This is a genomic window from Rhizobium sullae (assembly GCF_025200715.1).
In the GTDB taxonomy this organism is placed as follows: domain Bacteria; phylum Pseudomonadota; class Alphaproteobacteria; order Rhizobiales; family Rhizobiaceae; genus Rhizobium; species Rhizobium sullae.
In genome coordinates this window covers 4076763-4099581 of the sequence record NZ_CP104143.1, presented here as the reverse complement: position 1 = coordinate 4099581, position 22819 = coordinate 4076763, and the positions used below count along the sequence as shown (strand labels likewise).

General features: G+C 59.4%; 22 protein-coding genes and 5 pseudogenes. 8 read left to right on the top strand and 19 right to left on the bottom strand.

The window, feature by feature from the left end; all coding sequences use genetic code 11:
* Window positions 1–65: 65 nt before the first annotated feature.
* A complete protein-coding gene (locus N2599_RS20355; protein ID WP_027510885.1) occupies window positions 66–962 on the top strand; it encodes a DMT family transporter in 897 nt (298 codons plus the stop codon).
* Here the strand turns inward: N2599_RS20355 and N2599_RS20350 are convergent.
* On the bottom strand, window positions 949–1509 hold the full coding sequence (locus tag N2599_RS20350) for a cysteine hydrolase family protein (RefSeq protein WP_027510886.1): 561 nt from the start codon (window positions 1507–1509) through the stop codon (window positions 949–951). The genes N2599_RS20355 and N2599_RS20350 overlap by 14 nt on opposite strands.
* Before the next feature lie 104 nt (window positions 1510–1613).
* Between N2599_RS20350 and N2599_RS20345 the strand changes: the two genes are divergently transcribed.
* Together N2599_RS20345 and cysK are read left to right on the top strand one after the other, a co-directional pair.
* Window positions 1614–2231, top strand: a complete 618-nt coding sequence (locus N2599_RS20345; protein ID WP_027510887.1) for a LysE family translocator — start codon at window positions 1614–1616, stop codon at window positions 2229–2231.
* 134 nt (window positions 2232–2365) lie between these two features.
* Window positions 2366–3328, top strand: coding sequence for a cysteine synthase A (cysK, locus tag N2599_RS20340; protein ID WP_027510888.1), 963 nt, complete (start codon window positions 2366–2368; stop codon window positions 3326–3328).
* 44 nt (window positions 3329–3372) lie between these two features.
* Here the strand turns inward: cysK and N2599_RS37865 are convergent.
* Window positions 3373–3769, bottom strand: a pseudogene (locus N2599_RS37865) (magnesium chelatase subunit ChlI family protein); the annotation flags it as partial.
* 442 nt (window positions 3770–4211) lie between these two features.
* Here N2599_RS37865 and N2599_RS20330 point away from each other — a divergent pair.
* Window positions 4212–5036: an alpha/beta hydrolase gene (locus N2599_RS20330; protein WP_027510890.1), complete on the top strand. Its 825-nt coding sequence runs from the start codon at window positions 4212–4214 to the stop codon at window positions 5034–5036.
* A 48-nt stretch (window positions 5037–5084) separates the two neighbouring features.
* Here N2599_RS20330 and N2599_RS20325 read toward each other — a convergent pair.
* Window positions 5085–5390: pseudogene (locus N2599_RS20325) on the bottom strand (NAD-dependent formate dehydrogenase); the annotation flags it as partial.
* A 6-nt stretch (window positions 5391–5396) separates the two neighbouring features.
* Window positions 5397–6341, bottom strand: coding sequence for a complex I NDUFA9 subunit family protein (locus N2599_RS20320; protein WP_051336608.1), 945 nt, complete (start codon window positions 6339–6341; stop codon window positions 5397–5399).
* A gap of 529 nt (window positions 6342–6870) precedes the next feature.
* Between N2599_RS20320 and N2599_RS20315 the strand changes: the two genes are divergently transcribed.
* Entirely contained in the window at window positions 6871–7497 is a 627-nt protein-coding gene (locus tag N2599_RS20315) for a class I SAM-dependent methyltransferase (RefSeq protein ID WP_222286306.1), read from the top strand.
* A 119-nt stretch (window positions 7498–7616) separates the two neighbouring features.
* On the opposite strand, the gene N2599_RS20310 is transcribed toward N2599_RS20315, so the two are convergent.
* The 3 genes and pseudogenes from N2599_RS20310 to N2599_RS20300 all read right to left on the bottom strand — a co-directional run.
* Window positions 7617–8018, bottom strand: coding sequence for a hypothetical protein (locus tag N2599_RS20310; protein ID WP_027510696.1), 402 nt, complete (start codon window positions 8016–8018; stop codon window positions 7617–7619).
* Window positions 8019–8091: 73 nt separating this feature from the next.
* Window positions 8092–8250 (bottom strand): annotated as a pseudogene (locus N2599_RS20305) (ATP-binding protein); the annotation flags it as partial.
* A gap of 150 nt (window positions 8251–8400) precedes the next feature.
* A pseudogene (locus N2599_RS20300) lies at window positions 8401–8645 on the bottom strand (IS110 family transposase); the annotation flags it as partial.
* 166 nt (window positions 8646–8811) lie between these two features.
* Here N2599_RS20300 and N2599_RS20295 point away from each other — a divergent pair.
* Window positions 8812–9375, top strand: a complete 564-nt coding sequence (locus N2599_RS20295) for a putative glycolipid-binding domain-containing protein (RefSeq protein WP_037142163.1) — start codon at window positions 8812–8814, stop codon at window positions 9373–9375.
* Between the two features lie 374 nt (window positions 9376–9749).
* Here the strand turns inward: N2599_RS20295 and gshB are convergent, their stop codons facing one another.
* From gshB to N2599_RS20240, 11 genes and pseudogenes are all read right to left on the bottom strand, one after another.
* Window positions 9750–10697 (bottom strand): glutathione synthase, encoded by a 948-nt coding sequence (gshB, locus tag N2599_RS20290; RefSeq protein WP_027510694.1) that lies wholly within the window; start codon window positions 10695–10697, stop codon window positions 9750–9752.
* 96 nt (window positions 10698–10793) lie between these two features.
* A complete protein-coding gene (locus N2599_RS20285) occupies window positions 10794–11297 on the bottom strand; it encodes a cupin domain-containing protein (RefSeq protein ID WP_027510693.1) in 504 nt (167 codons plus the stop codon).
* Window positions 11298–11391: 94 nt separating this feature from the next.
* Window positions 11392–12498, bottom strand: a complete 1107-nt coding sequence (locus tag N2599_RS20280) for an ABC transporter ATP-binding protein (RefSeq protein WP_051336601.1) — start codon at window positions 12496–12498, stop codon at window positions 11392–11394.
* Window positions 12499–12500: 2 nt separating this feature from the next.
* Window positions 12501–13349 (bottom strand): sn-glycerol-3-phosphate ABC transporter permease UgpE, encoded by an 849-nt coding sequence (ugpE, locus tag N2599_RS20275; protein ID WP_027510692.1) that lies wholly within the window; start codon window positions 13347–13349, stop codon window positions 12501–12503.
* A gap of 10 nt (window positions 13350–13359) precedes the next feature.
* Window positions 13360–14244 (bottom strand): sn-glycerol-3-phosphate ABC transporter permease UgpA, encoded by an 885-nt coding sequence (gene ugpA, locus N2599_RS20270; RefSeq protein WP_027510691.1) that lies wholly within the window; start codon window positions 14242–14244, stop codon window positions 13360–13362.
* A 61-nt stretch (window positions 14245–14305) separates the two neighbouring features.
* Window positions 14306–15631, bottom strand: coding sequence for a sn-glycerol-3-phosphate ABC transporter substrate-binding protein UgpB (ugpB, locus tag N2599_RS20265; protein WP_037142161.1), 1326 nt, complete (start codon window positions 15629–15631; stop codon window positions 14306–14308).
* Between the two features lie 127 nt (window positions 15632–15758).
* Window positions 15759–16041, bottom strand: a pseudogene (locus N2599_RS20260) (YraN family protein).
* Between the two features lie 56 nt (window positions 16042–16097).
* Window positions 16098–17012, bottom strand: a complete 915-nt coding sequence (rsmI, locus tag N2599_RS20255; protein ID WP_027510689.1) for a 16S rRNA (cytidine(1402)-2'-O)-methyltransferase — start codon at window positions 17010–17012, stop codon at window positions 16098–16100.
* Between the two features lie 70 nt (window positions 17013–17082).
* A complete protein-coding gene (gene ybaK / locus N2599_RS20250) occupies window positions 17083–17556 on the bottom strand; it encodes a Cys-tRNA(Pro) deacylase (RefSeq protein ID WP_027510688.1) in 474 nt (157 codons plus the stop codon).
* Window position 17557: 1 nt separating this feature from the next.
* Window positions 17558–17908 (bottom strand): ArsC family reductase, encoded by a 351-nt coding sequence (locus N2599_RS20245; RefSeq protein ID WP_027510687.1) that lies wholly within the window; start codon window positions 17906–17908, stop codon window positions 17558–17560.
* Between the two features lies 1 nt (window position 17909).
* Window positions 17910–18971 (bottom strand): M14 family metallopeptidase, encoded by a 1062-nt coding sequence (locus N2599_RS20240; RefSeq protein WP_027510686.1) that lies wholly within the window; start codon window positions 18969–18971, stop codon window positions 17910–17912.
* Window positions 18972–19783: 812 nt separating this feature from the next.
* Between N2599_RS20240 and N2599_RS20235 the strand changes: the two genes are divergently transcribed.
* A complete protein-coding gene (locus N2599_RS20235; protein WP_027510684.1) occupies window positions 19784–20347 on the top strand; it encodes a methylated-DNA--[protein]-cysteine S-methyltransferase in 564 nt (187 codons plus the stop codon).
* Between the two features lie 244 nt (window positions 20348–20591).
* Here the strand turns inward: N2599_RS20235 and N2599_RS20230 are convergent, their stop codons facing one another.
* Window positions 20592–21485: a substrate-binding domain-containing protein gene (locus tag N2599_RS20230; protein ID WP_245209257.1), complete on the bottom strand. Its 894-nt coding sequence runs from the start codon at window positions 21483–21485 to the stop codon at window positions 20592–20594.
* Between the two features lie 239 nt (window positions 21486–21724).
* On the opposite strand from N2599_RS20230, the gene N2599_RS20225 reads away from it, so the two are divergent.
* On the top strand, window positions 21725–22810 hold the full coding sequence (locus N2599_RS20225) for an ABC transporter ATP-binding protein (RefSeq protein ID WP_027510682.1): 1086 nt from the start codon (window positions 21725–21727) through the stop codon (window positions 22808–22810).
* Window positions 22811–22819: the final 9 nt, after the last annotated feature.

Genomic DNA, 22819 nt, shown 5'->3' with positions numbered 1-22819 from the left:
CGCATTGCAGATTATAGAAGTTGGCATCCAAACACAATAATCTCCAACACACAAAGGAGATCGCAATGCAGAACGATATAGGAAAAGGCACGGTTGAGATGACGGCCGCAATGGTAATTTCGGGGACGATCGGCTGGTTCGTCGTCATGTCCGGCCAGCCTGTGAGCGGGGTCGTTTTCTGGCGTTGCCTGTTTGGTGCTGCGAGCCTTCTTGTCGTCTGCGGTGCCCTCGGATTCCTGAAGCCCAGCATTCTCTCGCCGAGAACTTTCGGCATCGCCGTTCTCGGCGGGGTCGCCATCGTGCTGAACTGGCTGCTGCTTTTCGCCTCCTATTCGCACGCATCGATCTCGATCGCGACCACCATCTACAATACCCAGCCCTTCATGCTGTTGGCGCTTGGCGCCGTATTCCTCGGCGAAAAGATCACGGCAGCGAAACTCTTTTGGCTGGCCCTCGCCTTTGCCGGCATGATGGCGATTGTCGAGGCCAAACCTGAGGCCGGGGGCATTTCAGCAAGCTACGGGCTGGGTATTGCGCTGGCACTTGGAGCCGCGTTCTTCTATGCGCTGGCGGCACTTGCTGCAAAGTGGCTGAAAGGTACACCGCCGCATCTGATCGCGCTCATTCAGGTTTCGACCGGCATTCTCATGCTGGCGCCCGTGACCGACTTTTCGGACCTGCCGACGACCGCCGGATCGTGGTCCATTCTGGTGGCGATGGGCGTCGTTCACACCGGCTTGATGTATGTACTGCTCTACGGCGCGATCCAGAAGCTGCCGACCCATCTCACCGGCGCGCTTTCCTTCATCTATCCGATCGTTGCGATCGCGGTGGACGGCCTGGCTTTTGGCCATGCATTGCAGCCGCTGCAGATCCTCGGTGCGGCAATCATCCTTGTTGCGGCCGCCGGCATGAATCTCGGCTGGACGCCAGGGCGTTGGCTGCGGCCTATCCGAAACTGATCGCAGCCGCCTTCGCAAGCCGGATTTCGTGGCTGCCGGCATCGAACTCATCGAGCACGGCATTGTGATGGGCGATGATCTGCTCGAAGCGGAGTTCGCCCATGTCCGCGGTCATGTGCCCATCGGAAATTAGCGTCACGTCGTAGCCGAGCGAAACGGCGCGGCGTGCGGTGGTATCAACGCAGAACGGGGTCATGCAGCCGCCGACCGCCAGCCTGGTGATGCCGTTCTCCTTGAGGCGCTGCTCAAGTTCGGTTTCGAAAAATGAGTCGCAGCTGCGCTTGTGAACGACGATCTCGCGATCTTGAGGCGCAATCTCGTCACGCAACTGCCAGCCTTCGCTGCCTGCCGCAAGACGGTGGGACGCATGCCCGTCATGCTGGATGATGACGACCGGTGCATTCACCGCGCGAGCCTTCTGGAGAACCTCTGCGAGACGCGCCACCGTCTCGTCCAGCGCCCTGTCAATCAAGGGCTGGCGTGTGGGGCTTCCGAGGCCTTTCAAGATGGCATTCTGAACATCGATGAGCAGCAACGCGGTTGTCATTTGTTTTCTCCTTTTCGGCGCCCTTTTATCTGATTCGATCGTGTGACTTCATCTTGAAAGCAGCCCATAGCATCAGTAAAAGAAGCTGCCTGAGGAGAGCAAAGATGACCGTTGCAGCCCTGCTTGCCTATAGCGGCGCCCTTTTCATCGCCGCGATCATTCCCGGACCCGGCATCACCGCGATCGTCGCCCGCGCGCTCGGCTCGAATTTTCGCGAGACCTTTTTCATGGGTCTCGGCCTTGTTCTCGGCGACATCACGTATCTGACGGCGGTGATCCTCGGGCTCTCATTCGTGGCGCAGACCTTCACCGGGATTTTCCTCGCCATCAAGTTCGCCGGCGTCCTTTACCTCTGCTACATTGCCTACAAGCTCTGGACCGCAGGTCTTTTGCCGCAGGATATTGCCGCACGCAAATCGAGCAGCGTCGGAATGTCCTTCCTGTCCGGCCTGCTGGTAACGCTCGGCAATCCAAAGACGATGCTCTTTTACGTCGCCCTCGTGCCGACGCTGATCGACGTCAACCATATCGGCCTTCGCGAATATGGCATACTTCTGATCGCAACCTTCATCGTGCTGCTGGTGGTTTTGATCCCCTATATGCTGCTTGCGGCGCGCGCCCGCACGATGCTGAAACAGCCGCGTGCGCTGCAAGCGCTCAACCGGGTTGCGGCAAGCATCCTGGCCGGAACGGCAGCCTTTATCGCCGCGCGCGCTGCCTGAAAAAATCATTCGATAAAGCATCGTATTCAAACGATTTTTTCTCTTGGACAGCGGTTCCGTGGATCAAGGCCCTCTGGCCTGCTTCGGCCTTTGACCCTATTCTCTCGCCCAACAATCATTAAGGGAGCGCACTCATGTCGAGAAAACCGGGCCGCGGCCGCATCTACTCGTCGATCACGGAAACCATCGGCGATACGCCGATCGTCCGCCTCGACAAGCTCGCCAAGGAAAAGGGCGTGACGGCCAATCTGCTCGCCAAGCTGGAATTCTTCAATCCGATTGCTTCCGTTAAGGACCGTATCGGCGTCGCCATGATCGAGAGCCTCGAAGCACAAGGCAAGATTGCGCCCGGCAGGACGACGCTCATCGAGCCGACCTCCGGCAATACCGGCATCGCGCTCGCCTTTGCCGCCGCCGCCAAAGGCTACAAGCTAATTCTCACCATGCCGGAGACCATGTCGGTCGAGCGCCGCAAGATGCTGGCGCTGCTCGGCGCCGAACTCGTGCTGACCGAGGGGCCGAGGGGCATGAAGGGCGCGATCGCCAAGGCGGAGGAACTTGCGGCGACGCTTCCCGACGCCATCATTCCGCAGCAGTTCGAGAACCCGGCCAACCCGGAAATCCACCGCAAGACGACGGCCGAGGAAATCTGGAACGACACGGAGGGTGCCGTCGACATCCTCGTTTCCGGCATCGGCACCGGCGGCACGATCACCGGCGCCGGCCAGGTTCTGAAGTCGAAGAAACCAGGCATCAGGGTAATCGCCGTGGAGCCGGAGGAATCTCCCGTTCTTTCCGGCGGCCAGCCGGGACCGCACAAGATCCAGGGTATCGGCGCAGGCTTTGCGCCGGCCATCCTCGATACGAAAATCTATGATGAAGTCGTCACCATCAACAGCGCGCAGGCGATGGAAACCGCGCGCCTGGTCGCCAGGCTTGAAGGCGTTCCAGTCGGCATTTCCTCGGGCGCGGCGCTGGCGGCAGCAATCAAGGTCGGCAGCCGCGAGGAAAATGCCGGCAAGAACATCGTCGTCATCATCCCCTCCTTCGCCGAGCGCTATCTTTCGACCGCCCTTTTCGAGGGGCTCGGAAACTGAGTTTTCCAGCGGAATTCGGGTACGCTTCGGCGCCCCTTTTTCCGTCAGGCCGCCGCCGTCAACCGTTCGCCCGCAATACGATGGGAAATTGCCTCCGCAGATGAATGCGCCCGACGTCGCCTTGCCATCCAGATCGGCAAGCGTCCGCGCCACCTTCAGCACGCGGTGGTAGCCACGCGCTGAAAACCGCATTTTCTCGGCAGCGTCGCGCAACAGTTGGAGGCCGCTAGCATCCGGCTCGGCGTATTTTTCGATCAACGCGGTCGAGCATCGGGCATTCGTGGCGATGCCGCCGACGCCCGCTGCGATGAAGCGATCCTTCTGAATTTTCCAGGCACGGGCGACCACGGCAGCACTGGTTTCCGCGGGCATCGGCCAGATGCGATCGGTCGCGGACACCGCCGGAACGTCAATGCGGATATCGATGCGGTCCATCAGGGGAAAAAGCGGCGGCAGAATGGAAGGCAGCCGCGCGGCAAGCATCGACTTACCTGAGCCGGGCGGACCAACCATCAGCGCGATATGCCGACCTGTCCGCATTGCGCCGCCAGTAGGAGAGATCGGCGTCGGGTTTGCTCCTTTCGCCTTCGCGCGAGAAGGCCATGGCGGCAAGTTAACAGGCGCGATTGACGCGAGCCGGAGGGTTAACCCGCTCACAAGCTGCAATCTGTGAAAACCCTGTTTCGGTCCGACGCACCCGACTATTTCCGCCACTGAAACGTCAAATAATCTCTGCATCGCCAGGCTCTGGGTGCTACCGTATATTTGTGCCCTTCCATTCAGGGGTCAAGTCCGCCGCGCGGTTCCGCCTCATTCGGGAACGGGATGGCTTTGCCGGAAGAGGTTCTGGACATTCGACGGACCTACGTTTGGACATGTTGTCGTGAGCGTCACCAAACTCGTGCTGATCTTGCCGCTGATGGCGGCATTCGCGTATGTGTCGCTTGTCGGCCTGATGTATCTTTCACAGCGCGCCCTCCTCTATCCGGGCGCCAGCCCTACACTTGCTCCAGAGCACGCGCGCTGGGGCGAGAGCATCTTTATCAGGACGCCCGACGGAGAGACCCTTCACGGACTCTACCGCCGGGGCGAGTCCGGCAAGCCGTCAGTGCTCTTCTTTCTCGGAAATGCTGATCGGGCCAGCAACTACGGCTTCCTCGCCCAGGCGTTGGCGGCGCGGGGCATTGGCCTGCTGGCGATTTCCTATCGCGGCTATCCGGGATCGACCGGCTCGCCGAGCGAGGACGGGCTTCTGACCGACGGCATCGCCGCGTTCGATTGGCTTTTTATACGCACTGAAGGCCAGATCGTTGTGCTGGGCCAGTCTCTGGGCAGCGGCGTCGCCATCAACACGGCGGCACAAAGGCCGGCTGCGGCCGTCATCCTGGTGTCCGCCTACCTGTCGGTCCTGTCGCTCGCACAGACGTACTACCCGTTCGTTCCGGTTGCGCTTCTTGTCAAGGATCCCTTCCGCTCGGACCTCAGAATAGCGAAGCTGAGGCAACCGAAGCTGTTCATCCACGGCCGGCGCGACGATATCATCCCGCTGTCTTCGGGCGAAGCGCTATATTGCATCGCTCCCGAGCCGAAGCAGATGCGGATTTATGACGGCTCTGGTCACAATGATATTTGGAACGACGACACGATTGGTCAGGTCATCCGCTTCGTGGAGGCGCTGAAAAGAGACATCACCAGGGCCGCCCCATGATTGCTTTAGCTGCCATTTCGCCGTTGTGTCTAGCTCAGCCCGCCGAGATCATTTGTTCTTGAAGCGGGCCGCTTCTTCGGACCCGCTCGTTACATCACCGGCACTATAGGAATGTGCGCCGGCGTCGGCGAGCCGTCCTCCGTCGACGATCAGGTATTCCTCGAGAATGGGCCCCCCTTCGAACCAGCATTCGAGAATCTCCCGCGTTCCGGCCGCGCACCGCGCCTGCGCGGACAACGAGGTTCCGGAAATGTGCGGCGTCATCCCGTGATGGGGCATGGTCCGCCGCGGATGTTCTTGCGGCGACGGTTGCGGAAACAAGACATCCCCCGCATAACCGGCCAGTCGCGAGGCTCCGGCTCAAGCCTCGTGCTCAATCATATGGACGAGTTCCTCGATGCCGCGGGATTGGATGCCCAGTTCTTCAAGGCCCGGAAGATCGTTTGCCGTGACATTGTCACGCCGCATGAGATCGACTTGGTTGCGCGTTAGGGACACGGCGGGAAGAAACTCCGCAGCAGTCGCCACTATGCTCCATACTGCGAATGGCACGGGCACAAGCCTGCTTCGCGCGTTGAGTTGAGTGGCGATCTCCTGGACGAGTTCCCGATACGAATAAATGCGCGGACCGGCGCACTCGAAGATCGAAGCATCCGTGGAATACTGTCCTGAGGCCAAGCGGCTCACGGCTTCCGCCACGTCCTCGACATAAACCGGCTGCAACCGAGTGCCGCCTTCTCCAAACAGCGGATAGATCGGGAGGATGCGCACCAGCCTCGCGATCGTTGTGATGAACGCGTCGTCGGGTCCCGCCATTACAGAGGGACGGACGATTACCGCGCCTGGAAACGCCGCCTTCACCACCTCCTCGCCGCGGCCCCGGGCCTGGATGTAATTCGAACGGGATTTCGGATCCGATCCAATGCCCGAAATCTGGACGAACATCTCGACGCCTGCATCCCGTGAAGCGGTCGCCAGATCGGCCGCGGCTTCTATATGGACACGCTCGAAGGTGTGCTCACCGCGCTCGACATAAAGGCTGACCGCATTCACAACCGCGCGAGATCCAGCCACGGCAGCGGCGATCGAGGATGAATCGAGTATGTCCGCCTCGATCTCCTGAGATGGCCTCTGACCGGACACAGTGTCCAACTTATATTTGTGCGGATGGCGCGAGACGGAACGCACATCAACGGCCTTGTCCAGAAGCCTGGTTACGATCCGCCGCCCGAGGAAGCCCGTTCCGCCGAACACTGTCACAATGTTTTTGCCGGCTAAATCATTTCGACCAGGTTGGTTAGTCATCTTGCTCTCTGAGACCATCACCTAGCGACGCATCGTCGCGTTCTCCGCGTTTACCAGAATACCCGCCTCAGCTCTTGATCCCGCTCGTGGGATGAGAGTTTCTGGTTCCACGAGTCCTCGCTGGCTGCCGAACGATACGGAAGCATCCCATTCTACGGCCGATCGCAGGCAGGCATTCGAGGTAGAGGCGAGGAAACGTTTCCAATTGGCATCCGTTCCGCGAACGGTCCCCAATCGCAATGAAAGGGATCGATGGAGGTCGGCTCAGGGCCATGGCGTCACGTGGATGACCGTGCGACAAACGGACCCTTCGGGTTGAGAGGTGACCTTCGCGGCATCCCCAAGGTCCGGATGCGGCGCATTGCCGCCCGGCAGCATTGGCTCGGCCGGTGGTGTGTCTGACCGCATTTCTGCTAAAGCTGGGAAGCAAATCGCCCGCGATGTCACCAACTGCCGAAGTGTGAAGGGCGCAACGGGCTGATGGGCCTCTCGCTCATCAGGCCTCTTGTCTTGAAGGAGGAGCGCTAGGATGAGCACCGACCTGGATACCGTGCGGTCCTATGATACGGTCGCGGCGGAGTACGCTGCCGAGGCCGCGGCGATGCCCGAATGGGTCGCGACAGAGATCGATGCGTTCGTGACCGAGCTGGGCGGCTCGGGCAGGGTGCTGGAGATCGGAAGCGGTGGCGGGCGAGATGCACTTGAGCTTGAGAAGCGGGGAATTAGCGTCCGGCGCACCGACATTTCAAGGGGGTTCGTCGAACTGCTTCGCGAAAGTGGCTTCGAGGCCGACCTGCTGGACCCGCTGACCGAAGACTTGGCCGACCCGCAGCGTCCCGGCACGCCGTACGACGGGATCTGGGCCTGTGCCTGCCTGATTCATGTCGCGCGCGAGGATTTTGGCACGGTGCTTGGACGGCTTGCCGAGGCGACCCGGACCGGTGGCCGATTGCACGCCTCGGTTAGAGAGGGCGAAGGCGAGGATGTGTCCACACACGGCAGTGCTGCAGCGCCCCGGCGCTACGTCGAGACGTACTGGCGCGAGTCTGCCCTGCGGTCCGCACTCACAGACGCCGGCTGGATCGTCAGCGAGGTCCGTCGGTGCGTCGGAAAGCCCCATGATCGGTGGCTGAGCGTTCGGGCGAGTCGGGCGTGACGCACACAGAACTTGCGGGAATGGCCGGTTGTGTGAAGGGTTTCGGATGCCGGCTATCCACGTGTTGGCCTGGCGCCGGGCCGGCGTCCGAAAGCCTTCACAACACCGGCCATTGAACGTCAGAAGGACATGATGATTTCACCCATCGGGCGGCTTTTAAGAAGGACCGCGTGATTGCCTGGCGCGTTGCCTTCGGCCAACTTGAACTTCAAGAACTTCCCGGTCTGTCGCACGTCAATATTCTCAGACCTATACGAAACGAAACAATCCCCTACCCCACAAGAGACGATCGGACGGACGAAAGCACCGTCATCGCTGCTGAGTGAACGATTAATGTCGGGTGCTTTGTGATTGAGCAATTGGCATGGATATTTCGCGCATTCCACCTCGCCGTAAATTGGCTCTTGTTGATTGATGAGGATGGCGTACCGAAACGTTCTGGCGAGAGCAGTCTCTTCGGCAGAAGCCACACCTCCGGTGACCACCAGACCTGCGCACAGCAGAAATGCGTTACGAGGCATGGGACAATCTCCGACTAGCCGGATTTCTGATTTCATGAAGATTCAACAAAAATATGGCTTTCGTAGAGAGGGATGTGCGGAACGGCCGGCGGTCCGAGAGCTTGCGGCCGGAAAGCTGACGGGCAACCGAATGAATCATCGAGACCTCGAGAAGCTCGACAGCCGAAAGCGGCGGCAGAATGGAGGGCAGTCGCGCAGCAAGCATCGATTTTCCGGAACCGGGCGGACCAACATCAGCGAGTGGAGCCGCCGCCATGGTTCTAAATGACTGTAGTGGACGGGGAGCGGAAGTTCGCGCCACGCCGCGAGTGCTGACACCACCTTGTCAGAACCAGCCTATATATTATTTTCAGTGGTGTTGTTGAGCGTCTCGTCTAATACCTTTTGCGTGCCGTGCTTCAATGCAGATCGCGGGCACCCCTCGGTCGTCAGCGCATGATAGAGCCACGTCGACAGCGGCCCCGTCTCGAATACGACGCGCCTAGCGTGCGGGGCATGCTTGCGGATCATCTGCGCCAGAACCTTCGAATCCGAGGGACACTTTCCCCGCCAGATCCGCTTCCCGTCCTCGCGGATCGAGATCGCGGTATCTTTCAATGAACCATCAAGCCCGATATATTGGTCCATGTTGCCTCCATTCGATGTTTGGGCCCGGTTCCAATCGTGAGCCCGTTTTTCCATCTTATCGGGGCAACCACCCCAGCCAGCCATCATCGTGTAAAAAAGTGGCCTGGGACGATCGCGCCGCGATCAGCTCATGTTTTGGAAAAACGAGTGCGCGGAGGAGCCGAGCATGACCAGATCGTTCCTTTTCTGGCATCGGACAGATTTCGAGGGCCTTGAGCGTCTGGAACTTCTTGTTGAGCCTGAGGGAGTGACGGCCGACTCAACCGTGATATGCCTGGAAGCTGGCGGCTTCCGCCTCGACCACCGCTGGCGGCTCGACTCGGATTGGCACGCGCAGTCCGTTGTGGTTGAGCGCTGGAATGCGCAAGGCCGCGGGATGCTGAGCCTGGAGCGTGCCGGGACCGGCTGGCGGGTGAACGGCGAACCGCGGCTAGACCTCGAAGGCGCGGAAGATCCGGACCTGTCGGTCACGCCCTTCTGCAACACCTTTCCCATCCGCAGGACGCCCACTGCCGCCGGGGAAAGCCTTACGCTCGACACCGCTTTCATCGATGGGCCAGCGCTGACGGTCGCCCGTTCGAAGCAGCGCTACGACCGGCAGGGTCCCGGGCGAGTACGTTACGTCGACCTGGGCCTTTCCGCCGGTTTTCAAGCTGACCTAGCGGTCGATGAGGAGGGATTGGTGCTGCAATACGAACACCTTTTCGAGCGGTTGCCGGTGCCTGCCTGACACTGCGCCGAGTCCTACTGGAGAAGGGGTTCAGGGATCATAGCACCACCACATGGCCGCGCTCGTTCTTAAGAAGCGTATATCCCAAACGGTCTCGAAGTTCCGGTTTGATGTAGGTTTTTCGATGCGGGCGGCGGCGCGAGGGTTCGGACTGGAGGCTTGCCCGTTCAATGGGAGTCAAACACGCCGCAGACCTATATGGATTAATGTCCCCGCAACCTTTTACATGCCCCGTTGCGACTTCTCATCGTCGCCAATTGCAATCTTGCGTAGAAAAAGAGTAAAACAAGAGCAATAAAGGAACAGATTCACGCCGCCGCTGCAGTTGCAGCGCGTTGCAAAGCGTGAACGAAGAGGAACAGAAGCCGGAACGGTTAAGGCCGTTTGCGCTCGATTGCATCCCAGAGAAGGCTTGCGATATCCGCGCCGCCGAACTTGCGAACCTCGCGAAGTCCGGTCGGCGAGGTAACGTTGATCTCGGTCATATAGTCGCCGATGACATCGATGCCCACGAGCAGGAAGCCGCGTTCCCTGAGCGCCGGACCGATGCGCTTGCAGATTTCCTTTTCGCGCGCAGTCAACTCAGTCGCTTCCGCGCGGCCGCCGACATGCATGTTGGAGCGGCTGTCGTGCTCCGCCGGCACGCGGTTGATTGCACCCGCCGGTTCGCCGTCGACGAGGATAATGCGTTTGTCGCCCTTGCGGACATCCGGGAGATACTGCTGGGCGATGAAGGGTTCGCGGAAGAGCTGGCCGAACATTTCGAGCAGCGAGGAGAGGTTGCGGTCATCCCTCGTCGAGTGAAAGACGCCGGCGCCGCCGTTTCCGTAAAGCGGCTTCAGGATGATATCGCCCATCTCGTCGCGGAAGCGACGGACTTCGGCAGCCTCCTTGGTGATCAACGTCTTCGGCATGAGGTCGGCGAATTCGGTGACGAAGATCTTTTCCGGCGAATTGCGCACCCAGCCAGGATCGTTGACAACGAGCGTCTTCGGGTGAATGCGCTCCAAAAGATGCGTCGAGGTGATGTATGCCATGTCGAAGGGCGGGTCCTGGCGAAGCAGCACGACATCCATGGTCGAAAGGTCGACACGTTCGGGCGCACCGAGCTCGAAATGATCGCCCTTCACGTCGCGCAGCAGCATCGGCTCGACGGAGGCATAAAGCTTGCCGTCGCGGAGGCTCAGCCGCTCAGGAGTATAATGGAAAAGCTTGTAGCCCCGGGCCTGCGCTTCGAGGCTCATGGCGAAGGTGGAATCGCCTGCGATATTGATGCCCGCGACATGGTCCATCTGGACCGCTACGTTCTTGATCTTGGCCATTTCCGTCCCTCAGTGAGTGCCGGACAGATGTAGGTCGCAAGCAGAGCAAACGCAACGGCCAGCCAAGGACTTCCGAGCGCCGGCATCAAGGATTTTTCAGGCCGCGAGCCCGTGCTGGCCGCCGCTGCGCATCAGGTTGCGAAGACGGTAGAGGATTGCCACAGGCTTGGGGAAGGGCTTGCGGAGAAACGCAATCTTCCGGACGTAGCTGTCCACCCGCCAGCTCGCCCATGTGCCGCCCGCGAAGAAGGCAACGTCGCCGGCGCGTAGCGTGCGCTCCGTTCCATCTTCGGCGGTAATGTGAACCTCGCCTTCGAGGATCATCACCGTCTCGTCCCAGCCGAAGAACCAGCGGAATTCGCCGGCTGTGCAATCCCAGATCGCCGTCAGCGATGCGTCGTCATGGCCGCGGGAATGTTCCGCCGTGCGCGCCTGTGGGTCGCCACCGACGACCCAGTCAGGATTGATCGGGGTCGATTTCATCGGCAAATGGTCGCTGGAGTGCGCGACGAAATTCCTGCCGCGCGTTGGCGCGATGGCATACGGCACCGAACGCGCGGCCATTGCGACCGCGCTTGCGAGCATGAGCTTCATGGCCATGGACCACCCCCAATTTGCTACCCCAATCATTGCGGAATAGCAGAGAGTCGTAACGGAGGCGTTCAATGGGCCGCTAAAATTTTAACGATGCGTTTCAAACCTTTACGGCGTCAGCAACTGTCGGATGATGGGCAGTGACCAAAGCACCGACACCGATTCGTTTGCCTGTGTCGTGCGCAAAGAAATGCAGCTTCTCCGGCGGGATCACGAAACGCAACTCCGATGCCAGTGCTGTTTCCGGGGAAACGACAGCTGTCAGCGGCTGATCGCCCAAAAGACCATGCACGAGGCGCTGCGAGCCGAGTTCTTCAACATATTCCACCGTCAATGGCATCGCATATTCATTTGAACCCGCCAGCCGCAGATCCTCGGCGCGAATGCCGATAGTCACAGGGCCAGAGGCAGGCGCGTTACCTGCGAGATCGATCAAGGTCGGGCCGAGCGCCAACTTGTCGCCATGCAGTTCGCCCTTCAAGAGGTTCATGGCTGGCGAGCCGATGAAGCTTGCAACGAAGGTGGAGGCAGGCGTGTGATAGACATCGAGCGGCGCGCCGATCTGCTCGATCCTGCCGCCATTCAGCACCACAAGGCGATCGGCCAGCGTCATCGCCTCCAGCTGGTCGTGGGTGACGTAGATCGAGGTGGTGCCGAGGCGGCGCTGCAGGCGCTTGATCTCGCCGCGCATCGAAACACGGAGCTTGGCATCGAGGTTCGACAGCGGCTCGTCGAAGAGGAAGACAGCCGGCTTACGGACGATAGCTCGGCCCATGGCAACGCGCTGGCGCTGGCCGCCGGAAAGCGCCTTGGGCTTGCGCTGCAGATAGGGCTCGATCTGCAGCATGCGGGCAGCTTCCGCAACGCGCGCTTCGATTTCCTCCTTTGGCGTGCCGCGGTTCCTCAGGCCATAGGCGAGATTGTCATAGACGGACATATGCGGATAGAGCGCATAATTCTGGAAGACCATGGCGATGTCGCGGTCGGCAGGCTCGACATTGTTGACGACGCGATCGCCAATCTTTACCCGGCCTTCCGAAATGGTCTCAAGACCCGCGATCATGCGCAGCAGCGTGGACTTGCCGCAGCCCGACGGACCGACCAACACGATGAATTCACCATCCCTGATATTGATGCCGACGCCGGAAACGGCCTTAACGCCACCGTGGTAGATCTTGCCGACGCTTTCGACCTCGATGGAAGCCATTGTCATTTCTCCGTTTCGACCAGGCCTTTAACGAAGAGGCGCTGCATGACGATGATGACGAGAACCGGCGGCAGGGTGGCCAGGATGACACCGGCCATCACCAGGTTCCATTGGGTATCGCCGTCGAGCACCGAGGCGAGGCGCTTGATGCCCATGACGGCCGTGTAATATTGCGGATCGGTGGTGATCAGCATCGGCCAGAGATACTGGTTCCAGCCGTAGATGAAGAGGATGATGAAGAGCGCTGCAATATTGGTGCGCGACAGCGGCAGCAGGATATCGCGGAAGAATTTCATCGCGCCGGCACCATCAACGCGGGCCGCTTCCATCAGTTCCTCAGGGATGGTCAGAAAGAACTGGCGGAACAGGAAGGTCGCGGTCGCGGATGCGATCAGCGGAATGACAAGACCGGGATAGGAGTTCAGCATGCCGAGATCGGCAACGACCTTGTAGGTTGGCAGGATGCGGACTTCGACCGGCAGCATCAGCGTCAGGAAAATGATCCAGAAGGCCACTAGGCGCAGCGGAAAGCGGAAATAGACGATCGCGAAGGCCGAGATGATCGAAATTGCGATTTTGCCGACGGCGATCAATATCGCCATCAGCAGGCTGTTTGCGAGCATCAGCGCGAAGGGTGGAGCGCCTGCCACCGAATTGCCGACGTTCAACAACTGACTGAAATTCGACGCCAATTGATCGCCGGGAAGCATCGGCACGAGGCCGCTCATGAAATCGCTCGCACCGTGGGTGGAAGCAATGAAGGCAAGGTAGACCGGGAATACCACGGTTGCGGCGCCAATGATGAGGATCAGATGTGTGAGGAAATTCAGATAGGGACGATTTTCGACCATCGCATGAGCCTCAGTACTGCACTTTGTTTTCGATCCAGCGGAACTGGACGACAGTGAGCGCGACGACAATCAGCATCAGCACGACGGATTGGGCGGCGGACGGCCCCAGGTTCAGCCCGACGAAACCGTCGGCATAGACCTTGTAGACCAGCGTGTTGGTCGATTGCGAAGGGCCGCCGGAGGTCGTCGAATCGACAATTGGAAAGGTGTCGAAGAGCGCATAGGTGATGTTAATGACCGCCAGGAAGAACGTCGTCGGGGAGAGCAGCGGGAAAATCACCGTCCAGAAGCGCTTGAAGGGACCAGCGCCATCGATCGCCGCCGCCTCGATCACCGATTGCGGCACGGACTGCAGGCCGGCGACGAAGAACAGGAAGTTGTAGGAAATCTGCTTCCAGGCCGAGGCAACGACGATCAGCACCATGGCATCGCCTTCATGCAGCCGATAATTCCAGTCATAGCCGAAATAGCGCAGCCCATAAGGCAGGATACCAATGCTGGGGTTGAACATGAACCACCAGAGCAGACCGGCGGCGGCCGGAGCAACCGCATAAGGCCAGACGAGCAACGTCGTATAGAACCGGCCACTCCGCAGCACGCGGTTGACACAGACGGCAAAGAGCAGCGACAGGCTCATGGACAGTGCCGTCACCGAGACAGCGAAGATGAGCGTCACCCATAGCGCATTCAGATAATCCGCATTCTCGAAGAGCCTGGTGTAGTTGCTGAACCAGACGAAAGTGGTCTTCATGCCGAAGGGATCTTCGCGCAGGAACGATTGCCGAAAAGCCTGGAATGCGGGCCAGATGAAGAAAATGAGAGTAATCGCGAGCTGCGGCGCCAAAAGAACGTATGGCAAGACGCGATTCGAAAAAATGGTGCGTTTTGTCTGCATGGCTCGCTCGCATGGAAAGGTCCTCCCCGTGTGGGGAGGACTGAGGGGTCAGCTCGCGAACCTAGTTCGAATTTGCGGCTTCGAATTCGCGCAGCATGGCGTTGCCTTCCTTGACGGCTGCGTCGAGCGCCTGCTTTGCCGTCTGCTTGCCTGAGAGCACGGTTTCGAACTGCTGGTCGACAACGTCGCGGATCTGCGTGAAGTTGCCGAAACGAACGCCTTTGGAATTGTCGGACGGCGTGCCACGGGTGATCTGCTTGATGCCGACGTCGGAGCCCGCGTTCTTTTCGTAGTAACCCTGCGACTTGCCGAGATCGTAAGAAGCATTGGTAATCGGCAGGTAGCCGGAGAACTGATGCCAGTCAGCCTGAACTTCCGGCTGGCTGAGATAGGTGAAGAACTTGGCAACACCCTTGTAAACCTCCGGCTTCTGACCGTTCAGCGTCCACAGCGTCGCGCCGCCGATGATCGAGTTCTTCGGATCCTTGGTGACGTCGTCGTAGTAAGGGAGCGTCGAGAAGCCGACCTGGAAGTTCTTGGCGTTGGCGATGACGCCGGCGCGCGAGCCCGAGGAGCCCATGTAGATGGCGCATTCCTGCGAATAGAACTTCGGAGCAGAGTCAGGACCACCGCCCGGACCGCCGTACTGGAAGTAGCCGGTGTCCTGCCACTTCTTCAGGTCGTCCCAGAGTCGAACCTGGGTCGGGCCGTTGAAGGTGAATTCGGCAGCCGGACCGCCGAAGCCGTTCTGAAGCGTGCCGTAAGGCAGGTCATGGATGGCCGAGAAGTTTTCGAGGCCGATCCAGGTTGCAGCGTAGGTGATCGTAAAGCCGCACTTTGCAGCACCGGAGGAAACGATCTTCTTGGAGAAGTCTGCAAGTTCCGCATAGGTCTTCGGGGCAACGTCCGGATCAAGGCCGGCCTTCTTGAAGACGTCCTTGTTGTAATAGAGGATCGGCGTCGAGGAATTGAACGGGAAGGACAAGATGTTGCCTTCCGGATCGGAATAGTAGCCGACGACGGGAGCGATGAACTTCGACGGATCCCACGGCTCGCCTTCATCGGCCATAAGCTTATAAACAGGGTAAATAGCGCCTTTGGCGGCCATCATCGTGCCGGTGCCGACTTCGAAGACCTGAACGATGGCAGGCTGCTGACCGGCGCGGAAAGCGGCGATCGCGGACGTCAGCGTTTCCGGATAGGTGCCCTTGAAAACCGGAGTGACGTGATAATCAGACTGGCTGTCATTGAATTTCTGGACGATCTGCTCGAGCTTCTTGCCGAGTTCGCCACCCATGGCGTGCCACCAGGTGACTTCGGTCGCAGCAAAGGACGTGGATGCAGACAATGCGACCGCAGCGGCGGCCAAAGAAAGCTTTTTGAACATGGATAAAATCCTCTCCACCAGTCGTTGGGGTGAGGACACGCAATAGAGGCCTTGTATGACGCCTCCTTAACAGTTCAGTGACAGAAAGATTACAAAAACCGGACTTTTGCACGCCTATGCAAAGCAATCAAAAAGCGTCCGGAAAATGCCGGGGCAGACGGCCGGGCATTGCTGCTACAATATCATCTCGTTGCGACCAACGGCCATCATCCGGCTGGTGCGAAAGCCAGAGATCGCTGGCGTCACGGATACGTTTTTGGGCAGCGTAACGAACCGCATCTATGGCGCCCATTTCGTCGCGCCGGGCCTTTACCTCGACGAAGGCTGCCAGGTCGCGCTTCCCGGCGATGATATCAATCTCGCCGAGCTTGATGCGATGGCCCTTTCAACATCAAAAAGAGTGTCGCGATATATTCCGAGACGCGGCGCTGCGCGCCTTTCGCCGGCTAATGATCGCGGCCAGCTATCACTCATTCCTGACCTTCATATCGAGCAGACGCTGGTAGAGTTCCTTGCGTGGCAGACCGGTGAGGCGTGCGGCTTCCGCAGCCGCCTTTGCCGTCGGCATGGACGTGACGAGGTCAGCAAGGATGGCAGCGACATCCGCTTCGTCCGCCGGCCGCTCTTCCGGGGGGCCTATGACGAGCACGATCTCGCCCTTCACGTTGTCGTTTTCGGCATAATGCGCCGCAAGCTCCGCGAGCGTGCCGCGGCGGAATTCCTCATAGGTCTTCGTCAACTCGCGGCAAACGGACGCCCTGCGGGTAGACCCGAGCACGTCGGCAGCGGCAGCCAGCGTCGCGCCGATCCGGTGCGGCGATTCAAAGAAGAGGAGCGTCGCCGGCGCGACGGCAAATTCGGCCAGCCGGTCACGCCGCGCCTTGTCCTTCGCCGGGAGGAACCCCGCGAACAAAAAGGCGTCGTTCGGCAGACCCGAGCCGACGAGCGCGGCAAGCGGCGCCGATGCTCCGGGAATGGGAACGACGCGGTAACCGGCTTCGATCGCCGACTGTGCAAGGCGATAGCCGGGATCGGAGACAAGCGGGGTCCCGGCGTCGGAGACGAGTGCGACAGACTTGCCTGCTTCCAGGGCCTGCAGCAATCGCGGACCCGCCTCATCCGCATTGTGCTCATGATAAGCAAAGGGGCGGTTATGGATACCGTATCGATCGAGCAGAACGCGGGTCACGCGCGTGTCCTCGCAGGCGAGCACATCGGCACCCGCCAGCGTTTCCAGCGCCCGCAAGGTGATATCGCCAAGGTTGCCGATCGGCGTCGCGACAAGATAAAGTGCCGCTTCCAGCGGGCGGGCTGGGATGGCGACATTGTGCAGGCGATAGCTGTGCCGGCTATCCCCGAGTGATGCTTCCTTGACGCTCACCGTTCTTATTCCCTCGTTGCCGTCTGGCTGGAAACTTTGACCTTTCAGAATGCCGTCACCTCGCAGCTTGCTAGGCGATGAGCGGTACCGCCCTGGCGTTCAATATTTTCAAAGCATCCCGCGGCGCAAGACGCACCTGCAATCCGCGCTGACCACCGTTCATGTAAACCAAAAGTTCATTGAGTGCTGCTTCCTCCAGCGCCGTGGGAACCAGCTTTCTCTGGCCGAATGGACTGATGCCGCCGACATGATATCCGGTCAGCCGCTCGGCGTCCGCCGGCTTCATCATATTTGCCGACTTGCCGCCGAAGGCGCTCGCAAGCTTCTTCATGCTGACTTCACGGTCGGACGGTACAACGACGCAGACCGGCTTGCCATCCACTTCCGCCATCAATGTTTTCAGCACGCGATGCGGCTCCTCGCGCAGCGCTTCGGCGGCTTGGAGACCGACACGGTCTGCATTCGGATCATAGTCGTAGTTATGTACCGTGAAACCGACGCCGGCTTTGAAAAGAACCTGTGTGGCGCGCGTCGTTTTTGACATCTTATGTTCCGAATTCTGTCCCGTAATTCTCAGGCTTGAAGCCGATAAGCAGCTTGTCGCCCGCTTCAAGAACCGGCCGCTTGATCATCGACGGCTGGTCAAGCATCAGGGAAATCGCTTTTTCTCGTGTGAGGTTTTCGCGGTCGGCGTCCGGCAGTTTGCGGAATGTTGTGCCGGCACGGTTGAGCACGATGTCCCATCCGGCTCTGTCGACCCATTGCTCCAGATGGGCGCGGTCGATACCCACGGCCTTGTAGTCGTGAAAATCATAGGCAATGCCATGCTCCTCCAGCCAGGCGCGCGCCTTCTTCATCGTGTCGCAATTCTTGATACCATAAATGATGGCAGTCATCTTAGTCCTCGAGGGTTCCGGCTTTGCGTACTATGCCACTGGGCTGGCTGCAGGCGATCTTCATCAGGTCGGCGCGTCGGCGCACCAGCCGGTCGGATGTGCGGGTGACGATAAGGCCGGCTTGCGGCGCACGAATTTCAATGCTGCCGTGCGCCATGCCGGGACGCGTGATAATCGTTGCCAGCAGATCGCCTTCGGTAACCTCTTCACCGATATTGCAGTGAAAGAGGACCGTGCCGGACTCCGGCGAGCGGATCATCTCGATATTGTCCAGCGGCACGGCCGGACCAGCGAACGTGCTCGGCGATATGCTCTCGTCTCTGATGATCCCGCGTGCCGCGAGGAAGCGCCACAGGCCTTCTGCATCCGCTTTGGCCATATGCGGATAGACATCGCGTTGGCCGCGAAGCTCCACGGTGACAGAAAGCTTGCCAGGAAGATGGGCGTGCCTCTCGCCGGGCACCTCATATTTCCAGGCAAAGCCAATTGCCTCCTCAAACGCCGAGCTCTCGCCGTCTGAAAGCAGCACCGCGTCCATCGCCAAGGCGGCGGCAAGGTCGCTTGCCTCCGGCCAGAACGCCTCATCGATATAGGCGTATTGCAGGGATTCGTCGTCGCAATGCAGATCGAGCACGAGATCGGCGCCAAGCGCCACATGCATCAGCTGCCGCTTCAGCTGGTCGGTTGCCGGGTAACGATCGAGATCTTCGATTAGGCTGTTGCGGTCCCGCAGCGAAATCAGCGGGAAATCCCGGTTGAAATTGGTCCGTGAGCCGAGATCGAAACGGCCCTGCAGTTCGCCGAAATGCGACTGCGCTGCGCCAATCGGATTGGCCTGCGGCGCGATGGTGATGTCGCCCGCGATGCTGCCGGTACTTTCTGCATCACGTAGCTTCTCGCACAGGAAGTGCAGAAGCGCTGTGCCCGGAACCTCGTCGGCATGGAGAGCCGCCTGGATATAAACCTTCGGCGTCGCCGGGTCGTCACCCTTGAACCGAAAAACCGGCAGACGCCACTCGATGCCGGGTGTGTCGCCGGGAATGATGATTTCGGAAACATCCATGCTACGTCGCTCCGCAAATTCTCCTCAACGGAGCTTTATGCGAGTCCGGCGGACAAGTGCAAGGCGGCAGAGCGCCGCTCTTCGCCTGAAGCAAAGAGCATTTGCGCTATCCCTGCTATCCGATCAGTGGTCAGCGACCGATATGCTCATGTTTGCTTTTGCCAAGTAACGCTGACGGTGACGTTCACGCCGCTGCCGCAAAGCGCGAGCGCCAGCTGCCGATGAAGCGATATGACTTCATTGCGCCCCTGGTTGGCACAAGGAACCAGTGGGTGCCGGTTCTGCCTGAAGCTCAGCGCGCGATTGAACTCCAGTGACACGGCGCCATACGGATGCAAGCCGCAGCCGCCATCGCGGCAAATACTGCATCGCCAGGCAGGCTTTCCCATTGCCCGACGCGATATAGCGAAACATGAAGCAGATCGCGCGATCGCGGCCGCCCCTTCAAACCAAACCTATTTTGAAGATCTGACGCAATGCTGGCGGCACGAACGCCAATTGCCAGTCAGGGAAAATCGCAAAACACAGGTTGGAGCTTCCGTTCCGAATGTCCCCGCGAGGCGGCGGACATCCGGTTCCTAGGTGGGCGAAAGGAAGTTCTAAATTGTTCCAGGACAGGCATGCGTCGCGGTCGCCTCCTTCTTTCCTGGATCTCGAAATCTACCGAACTGAAGTCAAATACAAGAACAGAAATAGAACATCGATCTCTTGGCCAAGGTTGCGCGAAATGGCAAACTACGGCAAGAATCGGGTTGAATTGGCGGTGCGGCTGCACGATTTTCAGGTGAAGTAAAAAGCACGGAGGCGATATCATGGCTGAGAAAGCGCACCAGTATCTGATCTTCGAAACCGCTGCCGGCTTCTGTGGAATTGCCTGGAACGATGTCGGCGTCACACGTTTCCAGTTGCCAACGAAAGCCGCGGATGCGACGGAGCGGCTGCTGTTGCGCCGCCTTGCGGCAGCCGAACCAGGCATGCCGACGCCTGAGGTTGACGAGGTGATCGCTGCTGTAAAACGCTACTTCAACGGCGAAAAAACAGATTTTTCAGGCGTAAAGCTCGACCTTGAGGGGCAGGATGCATTCTTTAAGAGCATCTATGCTGCTGCGCGCCGCGTCGGCTGGGGTCGAACGACTACGTATGGCGCGCTGGCGAAGGAGCTTGGCGCTGGGCCGGAAGCGGCGAAGGATGTGGGTCAAGCGATGGCAAAGAATCCAATTGCCCTCATCATCCCGTGCCACCGCGTGCTCGCCGCAGGCGGCAAGGTCGGCGGATTTTCGGCGCCGGGCGGCTCGAATTCCAAACTCAGAATGCTCGCACTGGAAGGTGTCCGCCTTGCCCCGCCGGAGCCGGCGCAGCAATCGCTAGGATTTTAAGCAGTGGGAATGAAAATCATTCCTACTCGATTGTTTTGAGCGATCCTAACACTTTGATCTGACAGCGCATTTTCCGAACGCTACGAAGAACCTACCCTGCGATTCGCGATCTGCTTCGTTTCAGCGACTATAGGCATCGATCGGACGATTTTTGAAGTCTCGAGCGAGAAGAGCGCCTTTGGCCTGGAGCACAAAGGACCGTCAGCTTCGCTGCCGTGTTAGCGCTTAGTACAATGACTTTGGCTCAGAATTGGAGGCGTGTTGTCGCACCCGCAATGACTTCGACGGGCAGACAAATACTGCTTGGAACTCTGGAGCCTCTGATGCGCGCCAGCAGGTTGCGTGCCCCCATTACGCCCATCAATCTGCGTGGGGTGGAAACGGTCGTCATCGGCACGGATAGCACCTTGGTTAACCCGAGCGCGTTGAAGCCGACTACTCCTATGTCCCGCGGAATCTGCAATCCAAGCGCTTGGCAAGCCGTTGAGCCGCCGAACGCAAGATGGTCATTGAGATAAAAGATGACGTCCGGCTTATACTCGCTCGATTCAGCGAGCAACGTTAGCGTGCCAGTGCGACCGGCCTCAAAGGCATTTGTCTCGACGGGACGCGCTATCGAAGCCTCTCTCCTTGAAGTAGTTCCGAAGGCCGCCATGAAGCCAGCCAGGCGCTCTTCGGCTCGCGGATCCCGAAATTCCGGGGCGCCGACGAAAGCGGGCCGCCGATAGCCAAGCCTGAAAACGTGCCTCCCTATCGCAAGGCCGGCGGCATAGTGGTCGATGCCCACGCAAATATCGATAGGATCGTCTGTGTATTGCCACAACTCGAGAGTGGGCACGCCTCGTACTTTCAGGCAATCGCGAAGTTGTGGATCGGCGTGGGCGCCCGTGAGAATCATAGCAGCCGGTCGCCAGGACAGGACCCGTTCAACCCATGCCAGCTCGGCTGCCGGACTGTAGTCGGTTGTATCGATTACTGTCTCGTAGCCAGCGGACTGGAAAGTGCTGCGCATTCCCTCCAGTATTTCCGCGAAGACGTCATTGAACAATGTCGGAACGGAAATACCAATCAAGTTCGAGCAAGGTTGGCTGAGCGCCCGTGCCGTGCTGTCGGGAACGTAATTCATCGCTTCGGCCATGCGCAAGATTGCGGACCGGGTGCTCTCTGACACGCCTTCGATGCCTCGCAGCGCGCGTGATACACTCATTGTGCTCACCCCGAGTGCCCTCGCTATATCAACTGTCGTACAGCCACGCTTTCTTCGCACCGGCGCCCCCCAGCAACGTTATCGGTAACGCTGATTCCCCAGATCAAAATCTTCCTCGTGGTCAGAATATACGCCATTGGTATCGATAACAAAACCGCTGGGGGAGCACTGTGCCGCAGATCGTATTTGAACATGTCACTAAGCGATTTGGGTCGCTTGAAGTTCTGCCGCCAATCGACCTAACCCTGGAGAACGGCGAGTTTACCGTTCTCGTCGGGCCCTCTGGTTGTGGAAAGTCGACCACCTTGAGGATTCTTGCCGGATTAGAACAGTTGAGTGGCGGCGAGATCTATTTTGATGATCGCGCCATCGGTCGGCTGGAGCCGAAGGAACGCGACATCGCGATGGTGTTCCAGGACTACGCGCTGTATCCGCACATGAATGTCGCGCGAAACATGTCTTTTGGTCTGCGCCTGGCACGCGTACCCAGGCCTGAGATCGACGCCCGCGTCCAACGGGTAGCTAAGATGCTGAGCATCACGCACCTGCTCGAGCGCAAGCCGGCGGAACTCTCTGGGGGGCAGCGTCAGCGCGTGGCGATGGGGAGAGCCTTGGTGCGCGATGCGTCGACTTTTCTCTTTGACGAACCTCTGTCGAACCTCGACGCCAAATTACGGGCCCAGATGCGAACTGAGCTCGGCGAAATGCGCGACCGGCTGGAAAAGAACATGGTCTATGTCACGCATGACCAAGTCGAAGCAATGACGCTTGGCGATCGCATTGTTGTGATGAACGAAGGAGTCGTTCAGCAACAGGGAACGCCCGAAGAGCTCTTCAAGCGGCCGAACAACAAGTTCGTGGCGGGTTTTATCGGCAGTCCGGCGATCAATTTCATCGATGGCATGCTCGTCGAGGAAAAGGGCCGCCTTTGGGCTCGCGGAGCCGGGTTCCTTCTGCCTTTGTCCGAGGAGACGGCAAATCGGGTCCGCCCTCACAAGGCAAGCGACGTCACACTCGGCATTCGGCCCTCTTCTATCAACCTGGACACCGACTCCGGCGCACCCATCGAGTTGCAGGTGGTCGTTTCCGAATATCTCGGAGCGCAGACGACCCTCGTTACCAAGTTGCCGAGCGGCGAGGAAGTACTTGTCGAATTGCCGTCTGCCGTGTCCCCACGACCAGGGACCTTGGCGGCGTTCGCAGTCGTGACCGACGACATCTTGATCTTCGACCGCACGACCACATTGAGACTTTGATGACTGCAA